Genomic DNA, 11,433 nt, shown 5'->3' with positions numbered 1-11,433 from the left:
GTGGCACGCGCAGCGCCCGCAAGCGGTTTGTTGACCCTATAGTGATGATTTCCGACCGGCCAGCAGAAGTAGACGACCGAGCCGTACCAGGTCATTGGGAAGGCGACCTCATCTTAGGCGCGGGCAATAAGTCTGCAATTGGGACTCTCGTAGAACGAACCACGCGCTATGTCATCTTGCTGCATCTACCTAATGGGCATAATGCTACCGAAGTAAATGCAGCACTTACTAAAGCGATCGCTGGCTTGCCAGATCATCTCAAAGGCTCACTTACCTGGGACCAGGGAAGTGAAATGGCCTGCCATAAGGCCTTTTCTGTAGCGACAAACTGTCCCGTGTTCTTCTGCGATCCTGGCTCGCCGTGGCAGCGGGGCACCAATGAAAACACCAACGGACTACTTAGGCAGTACTTCCCCAAAGGAACAGACCTAAGCCTCCACAGTGCAGCGGACCTAGAATTCGTCGCCATGCAACTCAACCGCCGCCCCCGCAAAACCCTGGGCTTTCAAACACCAGCCGAGAAAATGGCAGCACTGATAAACTCAACCGAAACATAGGAAGTGTTTCCACGACCACTAGAATCCGCCAACTGTATAGCTGAGGGGGTACTTCGTGGCCGAATTGTTGCCAAGGGTGTGAGCTGAAATGCAGAAAGGTTAGGCTTAGGTATATGACCGAGTTCTGTTCAGATATCCAGGTAGAGCCGCTGCCAGGTACGGCGAAGAAGGAATCCGTCTATGTGCTTTTCGAGTGGCCGGGCGGATGGTCGCGCGACGTGCTCGATGGCGATACCTTTGGGCCGGAGCTCACAGCGCAGCTCAAGATCAAGCTGAAGGGTATGGCAGGGCTGCAGCTTATTCGCCGGCCGGGCCGCAATGGCCGCCAGGTGGGCAAGATGCACCGCTGCTACCTGGTGTGGGCCGAGCAGGGCGTGATGGAGCTCGTGCTGCTGACGGGCCCGGAGAAGATCCTCGATCTGGACCTGACCGGGCCTGGCCGCAATGGGGGCGGCGCTTTGGATACGCCGCTGGTGCTGGTGTGCACGCATGCGAAGCGCGATACGTGCTGTGCGGTCAAGGGCCGGCCGCTGGCTGCGGAGCTGGTGGCGGATTATCCGGATATGGTGTGGGAGACCTCGCACACGAAGGGGCACCGGTTCGCGCCGTCGGTCATGCTCATGCCGTGGGGCTATTCTTTTGGTCGCATGAATAAAGAAGCCGCCGCGCAGATGATTGCGGCGGCGGCGAAGGGGAAGTATTTCTACCCGGTAAATCGCGGGCGCGGTATTTTCGGCCCGCGCGGCCAGGTGGCGGAGTTGGCGGTGGCCCGCGCGCTTATCGACGCCGGCGAGGACCTCTCCTATGGCCAGCTCACCGCCACCGACGGCGGCGAGGTCAGCCACACTGACGGCCGGCGCTGGCGCGTGACGCTCGAGGAGCGCGAGGTAGAAGGCGTGGTCTCCTCGTGCGGCGATGCGCCGAAGAAAGGCCAAGCCATCGTAGCGACCGGCGTGGAGCCGGTCGCGGGGTAGGCTGCGCGAAGGCGGCGTCGGCAAGCGGGGGCTAGCGGCGCATGACCTTGGAGGAGAGCCAGTTGCCGAAGAACTGCGCGGCCTGCACCAGCACGATGATGATGAGCGTGGCCACGACGGTGACTTCCCACTCGAAGGCGCGGTAACCGTAGACGATGGCAAAGTCGCCTAAGCCGCCGCCGCCGACGTAGCCGGCCATAGCGGACATATCCACAATGGCGATAAATAGGAAGGTGTAGCCCAGAATCAGCGGGCCGAGGGCCTCCGGGACGATCACGGAGGTAATGATCTTCCACGGCGAGGCACCCATGGAGCGGGCGGCCTCGATAACACCGGGATCGATGGCCACGAGGTTTTGCTCCACCACGCGGGCCACGGAGAAGGTCGCCGCGATGACCATGACGAAGGTGGCCGGGCCGCGGCCGATGGAACCGCCCATCACTATGACGGTCAGTGGCTGGGCAAAGGCCAGCAAAATGATGAACGGGATGGGGCGGACGAAGTTCACCAGCAGGTTAACAATGACGTAGACAAACCTGTTTTGCAGGATGCCGCCCGTGCGGGTGGTGTAGAGCAGCATGCCCAGGCCAAGGCCGAGGATGCCGGAGACAATGAGGGTGGTCGACACCATGATGAGGGTATCGACGATGGCATCGGCGAGCGAAGGGCCGAGGCGGTCCCAGTTGGCTTGGGCGAGGTTGGTGACGGTCATCGTGCAATCTCCTCAATCTGGGTGGTGGTAGAAAGCGTGCGGTAGAACTCTTCGATGGCGTTATTATCGCCGCTAAGCCGCACGGTCAGCTTGCCAAAGGAATGCTGCTGCAACGTGGTAATACCGCCGTGCACGACGGCGATGGACACGCCGGCCTCTTTAAGCCGAGCGGCGGCGGTGAAGAAGCCGGATTCCTCGGTCAGGTTGATGGTAAACAGACGGCCTTCGTGCGCAAGCAGGTCGTCGGTTTCGACGACGTCGGGTTCGTTGCGCAGCGAGGTGGCCACGAACTTGGCGGCCACGGAGGTCTGCGGGTTGGAGAAGACCTCATAGACGCTGCCTTGCTCTACTACGCGGCCGTTTTCCATCACGGCGACCTTATCGGCGATGGAGCGAACGACTTCCATCTCGTGGGTAATAACCACGATGGTGATGCCGAATTCCTTGTTCACCCGGCGCAGCAGGTCGAGGACTTCCTGCGTGGTGGTGGGGTCGAGGGCGGAAGTGGCTTCGTCGGCAAGCAGCAGCGAAGGGTTGGTGGCCAGCGCACGGGCAATGCCAACGCGCTGCTTCTGGCCGCCGGAGAGTTGCTCCGGGTAGCTCTTGCCTTTGTCTCCCAGGCCGACGAAGTCCAGCAGTTCTTGCACGCGCTGGGCGCGCTCTTGCTTGCCGACGCCCTGCAGCTGCAGCGGGTATTCAATATTGCCGGCCGCGGTGCGCGAGCTCATCAGGTTGAACTGCTGGAAGATCATGCCGATATTGCGGCGAATGCCACGCAGTTTCCGCTCGGACATGCCAACGATATTGGTCTCGTCGAGCAGTAGCTCGCCAGAGGATGGGGTGTCCAGGCCGTTGATCATGCGCACGAGGGTGGACTTGCCGGCGCCGGAATAACCAATGATGCCGACGATTTCGCCAGGCTCGATGGTCATGGAGACATGGTCGAGCGCCTTAATTCGCGCTTTTTTCTGCTTAAAGATCTTGGTGATCTCGCGGAACTCAATGCGGGTGCCGCGGTGGGTGGAATCTGCCACGTGTTTGCGTCCTTAGCTAGGAAAGTGCCAAACCCCGCCGGGGTCTCCGGCGGGGTAAAAGCAAGGGTGATTAGTCCAGATCTGCTTCGAGCTTATCCAGGATCTTCTGCAGATCCTCCTGGCTGCGCTCCACCTCGACGGAGGTGCCGGCGGAGTCTTCGTCAACGCCCTCCTGGACGGCGTCGCTGTGCCATAGCTCGGCGAGCTTCTTGATGTCCTCGTTATCGGCATCTTCCTCGCGGACGGCGAAGACGTTGATGTACGGCTCTGCCTCTTCAGAGTTCGGGTCGTCCTGGAAGATGGCGGTGGCTGGGTCGATGCCGGCGCGCTCCAAGAAGGAGTTATTGATAATCGCCGGGGTGCCCTCGCCGTGTGCGGACGTGGTCTGTGCGGCATCTACCGGGGTGACCTTGACCTTGGACTTCTTCTCATCGATGTCCAGCGGGGTGGGCTCCAGGTTGTCCTTGTCCTTCAGGGTGAGAAGGCCGGCCTGAACCAACACGTTGATGGCGCGAGCCTGGTTGGTGGAGTCATTCGGGATGGCGACCTCTTCGCCCTCGATGCCGTCGAGGGAGTCGTGGTCCTTCCAGAACAGTGCCAGCGGCACGATCTCGGTAGCCACGATAGGCACCAGGTTGGTGCTGTTGCCGTGGTTATACTCCGCCAAGAACTTCAGGTGCTGGAAGTTATTGGTGTCCAGCTCGCCCTGGTCCAGAGCCTGGTTCGGGGTGTTGTAATCCGCGAAAGGCTGGATATCGATGTCATAGCCTGCGTTCTTTGCTTCCTGCTCGAACGCTACCCAAGCCTTCTTTGCGTCATCGGTGGTGCCGACTTTGATGGCCTTGGAGTCATCGGAGTCGGAAGAGCATGCCACCAGGCTGGTGGCGGCGATGGTTACGGCGGCGGTAGCAGCCACTACGCGACGGATCTGCATGGGGAATCCCCTTCTTGTAGGAGTTGAAATAATTTGCTTGTTTAGCAACTTAGCAATCAGCGAACCGCTTTGTCTATTGTGAACATCACGCCCCACCGGCTTGTATAGAACAATGATTCGATATTACGCTATGTGGAGTGAAATTTAATGGTGGAAGGGCGCTGTCGTGGTCGCGGGTGGAGCGCATCCTCTCCGGCCGCGAATCTGCTGCGCCCGTGTCGGTTAATCACCTTCATGGGCCAACGGTTCCTGTCCAGCGTGGCCATTCCACCGTGCCCTTTGCGGAGCTGCACGCCGTAAGTTCCTATAGCTTTCTCGACGGCGCCGCCGAGCCGGAAGAGCTGGTGTCCCGAGCCGTAGAGCTGGGCCTTGAGGGGTTGGCCATCGTGGACCGCGATGGTTTTTATGGACTCATGAAATTCGCCGAAGCAGCAGCTAAAGCAGGTATTCCGGCCGTATATGGCGCGGAGCTATCGCTCGCGGAGGCCCCGGTGACCGTGCTGGCGCGCACCCCGGAGGGCTATCGCCGCCTGTCGCGCCTCATCGCGCGCGCCCGGATGGAAGCCGGGGAGAAGGATTGCGTGGCTTATCCGCCCTTGGATGAGGTGGCGCGCGAACTGGAAGGGGAGTGCTTCTTTCTGGTGGGGCCGGAGGCGCTAGCAGAAATCGATAACCTGCTCGAAAGAATAAAAATAGACAGCATAGTTCTCGAATATTCGTGCAGCATGTCCCCAGAGGATGCGGATCGGCACCGTTTCCTCGATAAATACAATAACCTGCGGGCCATCGCAACCGCACGGCCCGCGGCCGCGACCCGCGACCAAACTCGGCTCGCCGCCGCCAAGCGTGCCCTAGCCCGGCGCGAATCTCTTGCGGCCGCCGCGCCGCATGCCCACCCCATGGGGGCTGGCTGGCTGCGATCCGGCGAGCAGATGGCGCAACTCTTGCCAGATCGGCCGGAGCTCATCGCCGAAACCGTGGCGCTCGCCCGCGAGTGCTCCTTTACCTGGGATGCGCTTGCCCCGAACCTGCCGCATTTTCCGGTGCCGGAGGGGCACACCGAAATGAGCTGGCTGGAGCACGAGGTCTGGCGCCGTGCCAAGAGCCGCTATGCTTCGCGCCCGGCCGAGATCCGGCAGGCAGCAAGGAAACAGATTCGGCATGAACTGGGCGTCATCAAGCAGCTGGGCTTTCCCGGTTACTTCCTGATTGTCTGCGACCTGGTGGATTTTTGCCGCCGCGAGAATATTCTGTGCCAAGGCCGCGGCTCGGCCGCCAACTCCGCGGTGTGCTTTGCGCTGGGCATTACCAATGCGGAGCCCATCTCCGCGCAGCTGCTTTTCGAGCGCTTTCTCTCCCCGGACCGCGATGGCCCGCCCGATATTGATATCGACATCGAGTCCGGCCGCCGCGAGGAAGTCATCCAGTATGTCTACCGCATCCACGGCCGCGATCGCGCCGCGCAGGTGGCCAATGTCATTACCTATCGCCGCAAGGGAGCTACGCGCGATGCCGCCCGCGCGTTGGGCTACCCGCAGGGCTCGGCCGATGCGTGGTCGAAAGGTACCTCTGAGCCGCCTGCCGACGTCTCCTCATTAGCCGAGCAATTCCTCGGCCAGCCCCGCCACCTAGGCATCCACTCCGGTGGCATGGTGCTATGTGATCGGCCCATTGCGGACGTCGTTCCTATGGAATGGGCGCGCATGGAAAATCGTTCCGTATTGCAGTGGGATAAGGACGATTGCGCGGCCGCCGGCCTGGTGAAATTCGATCTCTTGGGCCTGGGCATGTTGGAGGCGCTGCATCACATGATCGATGCCGTGCGCGCCACCACCGGCCGCGAGGTGCACCTGTGGGAGCTCGACCTAGCCGAGCCGGAGGTCTATGACATGCTCTGCCGCGCCGATGCGGTGGGCGTCTTCCAGGTGGAATCCCGCGCGCAGCTAGCCACGCTGCCGCGCCTGAAGCCGCGTCGCTTCTTTGACCTGGTGGTCGAGGTCGCGCTCATTCGCCCCGGCCCCATCCAGGGCGGGTCCGTGCATCCCTACCTGCGCCGCCGCGATGGCCTTGAGGAGGTGACCTATGACCATCCCGTGCTGGAAAAATCCCTGGGTAAGACGTTGGGCATCCCGCTCTTCCAGGAGCAGTTGATGCAGATCGCGGTCGACGCCGCCGGTTTTTCCGGCGCCGAGGCCGATGACCTGCGCCGCGCCATGGGCTCGAAGCGCTCCCCGGAAAAGATGGCCGCGCTGCGCAGCCGCTTCTTTGCCGGCCTGCGCGAGACCAACGGTATCGAGGGCGAGGTGGCAGAAAAGCTGTGGACCAAAATCGTGGCCTTCGCCGCCTATGGCTTCCCGGAATCGCACTCGCAGTCCTTTGCCTCGCTGGTGTATTTTTCCGCGTGGTTTAAATACCACTACCCGGCGGAATTCTGCGTGGGGTTACTGCGCGCGCAGCCGATGGGTTTCTATTCCCCGCAGTCGCTCATCCAAGACGCCCGTCGTCACGGCGTGCGGGTGCTGCCGGTAAGCATTAATGACTCCGGCGCCCAGGCCCGTGCGACGGGGTCGGCCGAGATTCGCTTGGGCCTTAACCTCATCAAGGGGCTAGGGGAGTCCGCCGCCGAGCGCGTGGAGGCGGCCGCGCCTTTTACTAGCGTGTCCGATCTTTCGCGCCGGGCGGATCTCAGCGTGGAGCAGGTGGAGGCGCTGGCTACGGCCGGGGCGTTGGAGTGTCTGGGGCTGGATCGTCGCCAAGCGCTGTGGCAGGCTGGCGTCGCCGCTACCGAGCGCGAGGGCATGCTGCCCGGTACGTCCGCCCTGGCCTCGCCGCACCTGCCCGGCATGTCCGCGTTTGAGCTCATGGCTACCGACGTCGCCGCTACCGGCGTGACCCATAACCAGCAGCCGATGGAGCTGGTGCGTGCCTCGCTTGCCGACGTCCTCCCTGCCTCCCATCTCCCCCATGTCCCCGATGGCACCCGCGTGCGCATCGCCGGCATCATTACTCACCGCCAGCGCCCACGTACTGCTTCTGGCCTGACCTTTTTGGGGGTCGAGGATGAAACCGGTTTGATGAACGTGATGGTCTCACCCGGATTGTGGTCGCGACATAAGGTGCTGGCCCGCACTGCCCGCGCGATGATCATCCGTGGCATTGTGCAAAATGCCACCGGCGCGGTCAGCGTGGTCGCAGATAAGCTCGAGCCGCTGGACTTTGGTAAATTCCTCTCCCGCGGCTCCCGCGACTTCCGCTAGTTGCCGCCGCTGCGCAGCTCGTCCGCGTTGAGCTTATTGGCCAATTCCTTGGCTACCGCAAATGGAATCCACAGCAGCTGGATATAGATGAGCTTGGCAAAGAAGATGGCGATATTGGCCCCCGAGGTCGCCTGCTCCACCGCAACGTGCTCCGCGCCGAAGAAGCGCAGCCCAAAAGCGGTGGCGCCGGCGACGAGGAAGAGCACTATGGCCGTGGCCAATGCGGTTTTCAGGCCTTTGTCGCGGGCGTCGGTATGCAGGCGCAGCTCGTACTCATCCATTTCCGTAGTGGGAACGTCGAGGTGCCGAATGGACTGGCGCAGCCACGTGGTGCACATGGTCGCCGCAATGCCAGCTATCGGCCACAGCAGATTAGACAAGCCAAGCGCGAAGAAGTGCAGGGCCGCCGCCACGATGGCCAGGCCGAGAAAAATGTCGCCGGCTAGGATCAAGCGCTTGCGGCGGGAAACAGAGGCGGGAATTGTGGTAGCCATTAGGAATTCTTCCTATAGATTTCAGTGGACATAGGGGCAAATTCCTGGCGGGAAAAGATAGCCTCCACCGGAAGGTCAAAGACTTCGCAGACGCGAAAGGCTAGGTCCAGGCTGGGGGAGTGGTCCCCGCGCTCGAGGGCTCCGACGGTCTGGGGATTGACGTCGATGGCCTCAGCCAGCTGCGCGCGCGACATGTCCCGCTCGGCGCGCAGCACGCGTACCCGGTTATAAATGGGTGCGGAGGGCTTCTTCTTTGGGGACATGAGTCAAAGTATTGCATAAACCCAACACCCTGGCAAGGGTTGCTATTCGACACCGAAGATATCTCCCGGCTGGCAGTCCAGTGCCGCACACAGTGCTGCGAGGGTGCTAAAGCGTACGGCTTTGGCACGATTATTCTTCAATACGGAGAGGTTGACTGGGGTGATGCCTACTTCTTTAGCGAGTGCCGCTCCGGTTATGCCGCGCTCTTCCATTATTCGGTCGAGGTGGCAGACTACCTGGGGCCCTTGTGGCTCAGACAAGTCCTTCGACCTCCTCTTCTAGCTTGCAGCCGCGCTTGATGGCGGCTGAGAAGAGTTGTAGGGCGCAGGCAAAGAGGTAAAGCAGCGCGAGCTCGCCAAATGACGTTCCGCTCTGGCTGGACCACCAGTCGATCCCTAGCTGTGAAGAGGCCCAGTTGTTGCCCATACCTTCGAGCGGGAAGCGTCCGATAAACCAGACGAGAATCCCGATGGCTATTCCATTGAGGAAGCGAATATTTTTCGTAGTGAAGACCTGCCCGCGAAGCATGGGCTTGACCAGACGGTAGGTAAAGAACGCGATGATCAAAATAGCCGCAATCTTAACGACGAGCGCTGCGGTGAGCATCCAGAATGGTCCGCCGTCGAGGTTGTGTTTGCTTAGGCCTTCTGGGATGGCTGCGCTCAGTGCGGTGGAAAAGCGTCCGGTGGCAAGCTCACGCAGGTAGGTAGGGCCGAGGATGACGATGGTAAGGAGGCAGATGCCGGCCGCTGTGTTAATTTCGCGGCGCTCGGCCTTGGAGGTGGGTTGTGGGGTGGTCATGACAATCCTTTCCGCCGATTGTTTATCGACTCTCGATGTTGTCGTAATTCGATAATATCGATTAACGATAAGTGACGCAAGGGTATGGCCCGATTGATACTGTCAATAACTATGAGCGAAGAAATGAATCCCGTCTCGCCACGCCTGGTGACCTCGCGTTATATCCACCACCTGAGCTGGATGATTGTCCTCGCGGCGGCCGCCGGTGCGGCAGGTTTCTGGTGGACCCCGTGGTTCTACTGGGCGGCCGGGCTTTTCGTCGCCCTATTCTTCTGGCTGCTCTGGCTCATCCCCGCCCAGGTGCGCAACATGGGCTGGCTCGAAACCGACGATGAGCTACTTATCACTCGCGGCAAGCTCTGGCATTCCTTCACCGTCGTGCCCTACGGCCGCATCCAATTCGTCGACGTGACCTCCGGGCCCATCGACCGCGCCCTCGGGCTGAAAAAGCTGCAGCTCCACACGGCCTCAGCCAGCACGGACGCCACCATCAAGGGCCTGGAAGCCCCGCTTGCCGACGCCCTCCGCACCCGCCTTGCCCACCAAGCCCGCGAACGGATGAGCGGCCTATGAACGACCAGTCCAGCACCCAACCAAGCTTCCGCCGCGTCCACCGTCTTACCCCGCTGCTGCGCCTATGGTCAGTGATCCTGGCTCTCATCGCGGCCTTCGCCCTCAACATCAACCTGGAGGCCTTGCGCGATATCTTCGCCTTCATCACTGGCGAGCACCGCGGCGAGGCCCTGCGCGATACCGCCCTAGCTCTCGCCGCGTTCGTCGCGGTCTGCGCGGTCGTGTGGCTCGCCTCCGGCCTGTGGTGGCGCCGCATGGGCTACCAGCTCGGCGCGGACGAGCTATCCCTGCGCCGCGGACTCTTTTCCACCCAACTGCGCACCGCGCGCTATGACCGCACCCAGGCCGTCGACGTCGTCGAACCCGTCATCGCTCGCCTCTTCCGGCTAGCAGCCGTGCGCGTAGAAACAGCCGGCGGCCAATCGTCCGTCATCGAAATCGCGTACCTCAAAAAGGCCGACGCCGAAGCCCTGCGCGAGGACATCCTCGCCCGCGTTCACGGCGCTCCCACACCGGCCGCGGACACTGACTTCGACGCAACCGCCGCCGACGGCGTCAGCGCCCAATCGCCTGCCCCGCCGGCTGAAGAACCAGCCCTCGTGCCCGAAATCCCGATCGCGCGCTCCCTTATGGCGGCCGCGCTGCGCACCTCCACGCTTTTCCTCGTCGGCTTCCTCATCGTCGTCGTGGTCACCCGGCTGCCGCTGTCGACCGCGCTGCCTATCCTCGTCGGCGCGATACCCAACGTCTGGAACGTGCTCGATTCCTCCTGGCGCTACACCGCCCGCACCGACGGCGAGGTACTCAACATCACCTACGGCCTGGCCGATCGCCGCCGCCAAAGCATCCGCCTTGACCGCATCCACGCCGTGCAAATTACCCAGCCGTTCCTGTGGCGGCCGCTGGGCTGGTACGAGGTGAGGGTTTCGGTGGCGGGATATGGGGCGTCGGCAAGCGGCAAGGCTTCTGGCTCCACCCGCATCCTGCCGGTCGGCTCCCTCGCCCAAGCCCGGCAATTCCTCCCGGCCGATGCCGCCCCCACCTACGCCTCTCCGGCCCGCGCCAAATGGGTCTCCCCGCTGGACTACCGCCAGCAAACCGTCGCGCTCACCGGCGACTACGTCATAGTGCGCAACGGCCGGCTCAACCGCCGCGTCAAGGCCATCCACACCTCCCATATCCAGGAGCTAACTTACCGCCGCGGGCCGATTTCCCAGGCGCTCGGCCTGGCCACCGTCGACCTCGACCTAGTCCAAGGGCCCGTGCGCATGGCCGCGCGCAACCTCACGCTTGCCGACGCCACCGCACTCCTAGCCCGCCTGCGCTCCCGCCAACTGCCGGAGCTTAAACCGCCCCGTTAAAACCCAGTTGGCGCCACGCCTCGAATACGGCCGTCGACGCCGAATTCGATAGGTTCATCGAGCGCCTAGCCGGCACCATCGGAATACGCACGCGGTCCGTCACGCGCGGATGATTGATATGCTCCTCCGGCAGGCCGGTCGGCTCCGTGCCGAAGAGAAGGACATCGCCCTCCTGGTATTCGATATCTGTAAACCACTTATCCGTATGCGTGGTAAACGCGAATACGCGCGCCCCCGGCAGTGCATCCATGCAGGCCTGAAAATCCTTGTGAATCTGCACATCAGCCAGATCGTGATAATCCAGTCCGGCGCGCTTTAAGTGCTTATCGTCGAAATTAAAGCCCAGCGGCTCAATCAGGTGCAGGCTCGCGCCCGTTACCGCGGCCGTGCGGATGGCGTTGCCCGTATTAGTAGGAATGACCGGGTTATCAAAGACAATGTGCAGCTGGCTCATGCCTTCAGTCTAGGATGG

13 protein-coding genes are annotated in these 11,433 nt (G+C 62.0%); 5 read left to right on the top strand and 8 right to left on the bottom strand.

The genetic code is table 11. From position 1 onward, the window contains the following. Window positions 1–557, top strand: a 557-nt coding sequence (locus tag RAE09_RS07415; protein ID WP_316981343.1) for an IS30 family transposase, incomplete at its 5' end; no start/stop codon positions are given. Window positions 558–670: 113 nt separating this feature from the next. Then, entirely contained in the window at window positions 671–1,531 is an 861-nt protein-coding gene (locus RAE09_RS07410; RefSeq protein ID WP_316981342.1) for a sucrase ferredoxin, read from the top strand. Between the two features lie 31 nt (window positions 1,532–1,562). Here the strand turns inward: RAE09_RS07410 and RAE09_RS07405 are convergent, their stop codons facing one another. The 3 genes from RAE09_RS07405 to RAE09_RS07395 all read right to left on the bottom strand — a co-directional run bounded on the left by RAE09_RS07405 (window position 1,563) and on the right by RAE09_RS07395 (window position 4,211). Beyond that, the gene (locus tag RAE09_RS07405) at window positions 1,563–2,243 is read right to left on the bottom strand and encodes a methionine ABC transporter permease (protein WP_316981341.1); all 681 of its coding nucleotides are present in this window, start codon (window positions 2,241–2,243) and stop codon (window positions 1,563–1,565) included. Then, on the bottom strand, window positions 2,240–3,277 hold the full coding sequence (locus tag RAE09_RS07400; protein WP_005322668.1) for a methionine ABC transporter ATP-binding protein: 1,038 nt from the start codon (window positions 3,275–3,277) through the stop codon (window positions 2,240–2,242). Before RAE09_RS07400 ends, RAE09_RS07405 begins: the two co-directional genes overlap by 4 nt. Before the next feature lie 70 nt (window positions 3,278–3,347). Next, a complete protein-coding gene (locus tag RAE09_RS07395) occupies window positions 3,348–4,211 on the bottom strand; it encodes a MetQ/NlpA family ABC transporter substrate-binding protein (RefSeq protein ID WP_005326805.1) in 864 nt (287 codons plus the stop codon). A 137-nt stretch (window positions 4,212–4,348) separates the two neighbouring features. On the opposite strand from RAE09_RS07395, the gene RAE09_RS07390 reads away from it, so the two are divergent. Next, window positions 4,349–7,468: an error-prone DNA polymerase gene (locus tag RAE09_RS07390; protein ID WP_316981340.1), complete on the top strand. Its 3,120-nt coding sequence runs from the start codon at window positions 4,349–4,351 to the stop codon at window positions 7,466–7,468. Here RAE09_RS07390 and RAE09_RS07385 read toward each other — a convergent pair. The 4 genes from RAE09_RS07385 to RAE09_RS07370 are packed head-to-tail and all read right to left on the bottom strand — an operon-like array spanning window position 7,465 to window position 9,027. After that, complete coding sequence (locus RAE09_RS07385; RefSeq protein ID WP_316981339.1) at window positions 7,465–7,962, bottom strand: hypothetical protein; 498 nt, start codon at window positions 7,960–7,962, stop codon at window positions 7,465–7,467. The two genes, RAE09_RS07390 and RAE09_RS07385, sit on opposite strands and share 4 nt — an antisense overlap. Continuing rightward, window positions 7,962–8,225, bottom strand: coding sequence for a helix-turn-helix transcriptional regulator (locus RAE09_RS07380; protein WP_005322660.1), 264 nt, complete (start codon window positions 8,223–8,225; stop codon window positions 7,962–7,964). The genes RAE09_RS07385 and RAE09_RS07380 overlap by 1 nt, the downstream gene beginning before the upstream one ends. Before the next feature lie 42 nt (window positions 8,226–8,267). After that, complete coding sequence (locus tag RAE09_RS07375) at window positions 8,268–8,486, bottom strand: helix-turn-helix domain-containing protein (protein ID WP_040424873.1); 219 nt, start codon at window positions 8,484–8,486, stop codon at window positions 8,268–8,270. Continuing rightward, window positions 8,479–9,027 (bottom strand): hypothetical protein, encoded by a 549-nt coding sequence (locus tag RAE09_RS07370; RefSeq protein ID WP_005322654.1) that lies wholly within the window; start codon window positions 9,025–9,027, stop codon window positions 8,479–8,481. Before RAE09_RS07370 ends, RAE09_RS07375 begins: the two co-directional genes overlap by 8 nt. Window positions 9,028–9,138: 111 nt before the next feature. On the opposite strand from RAE09_RS07370, the gene RAE09_RS07365 reads away from it, so the two are divergent. Next, a complete protein-coding gene (locus RAE09_RS07365; protein ID WP_179387420.1) occupies window positions 9,139–9,600 on the top strand; it encodes a PH domain-containing protein in 462 nt (153 codons plus the stop codon). Beyond that, entirely contained in the window at window positions 9,597–10,961 is a 1,365-nt protein-coding gene (locus tag RAE09_RS07360) for a PH domain-containing protein (protein WP_316981338.1), read from the top strand. Before RAE09_RS07365 ends, RAE09_RS07360 begins: the two co-directional genes overlap by 4 nt. Here the strand turns inward: RAE09_RS07360 and RAE09_RS07355 are convergent. Next, window positions 10,945–11,415 carry a tRNA (cytidine(34)-2'-O)-methyltransferase gene (locus tag RAE09_RS07355; RefSeq protein WP_005322648.1) on the bottom strand — a complete coding sequence of 157 codons (471 nt, stop codon included), beginning with the start codon at window positions 11,413–11,415 and terminating at the stop codon, window positions 10,945–10,947. The two genes, RAE09_RS07360 and RAE09_RS07355, sit on opposite strands and share 17 nt — an antisense overlap. Window positions 11,416–11,433: the final 18 nt, after the last annotated feature.

Origin of the sequence: Corynebacterium tuberculostearicum, assembly GCF_032821615.1 — a bacterium.
Classification (GTDB): Bacteria; Actinomycetota; Actinomycetes; order Mycobacteriales; family Mycobacteriaceae; genus Corynebacterium; species Corynebacterium tuberculostearicum_H.
The sequence above is the reverse complement of the archived record's forward strand: the minus strand, read 5'-3'. Positions and strand labels throughout refer to the sequence as shown.

Bases quoted from the DNA above. Each gene is read 5' to 3' on its own strand.
- RAE09_RS07410 (WP_316981342.1), top strand. From the start codon at position 671: ATGACCGAGTTCTGTTCAGATATCCAGGTAGAGCCGCTGCCAGGTACG.
- RAE09_RS07405 (WP_316981341.1), bottom strand. From the start codon at position 2,243: ATGACCGTCACCAACCTCGCCCAAGCCAACTGGGACCGCCTCGGCCCT.
- RAE09_RS07395 (WP_005326805.1), bottom strand. From the start codon at position 4,211: ATGCAGATCCGTCGCGTAGTGGCTGCTACCGCCGCCGTAACCATCGCC.
- RAE09_RS07385 (WP_316981339.1), bottom strand. From the start codon at position 7,962: ATGGCTACCACAATTCCCGCCTCTGTTTCCCGCCGCAAGCGCTTGATC.
- RAE09_RS07380 (WP_005322660.1), bottom strand. From the start codon at position 8,225: ATGTCCCCAAAGAAGAAGCCCTCCGCACCCATTTATAACCGGGTACGC.
- RAE09_RS07370 (WP_005322654.1), bottom strand. From the start codon at position 9,027: ATGACCACCCCACAACCCACCTCCAAGGCCGAGCGCCGCGAAATTAAC.
- RAE09_RS07365 (WP_179387420.1), top strand. From the start codon at position 9,139: ATGAGCGAAGAAATGAATCCCGTCTCGCCACGCCTGGTGACCTCGCGT.
- RAE09_RS07360 (WP_316981338.1), top strand. From the start codon at position 9,597: ATGAACGACCAGTCCAGCACCCAACCAAGCTTCCGCCGCGTCCACCGT.
- RAE09_RS07355 (WP_005322648.1), bottom strand. From the start codon at position 11,415: ATGAGCCAGCTGCACATTGTCTTTGATAACCCGGTCATTCCTACTAAT.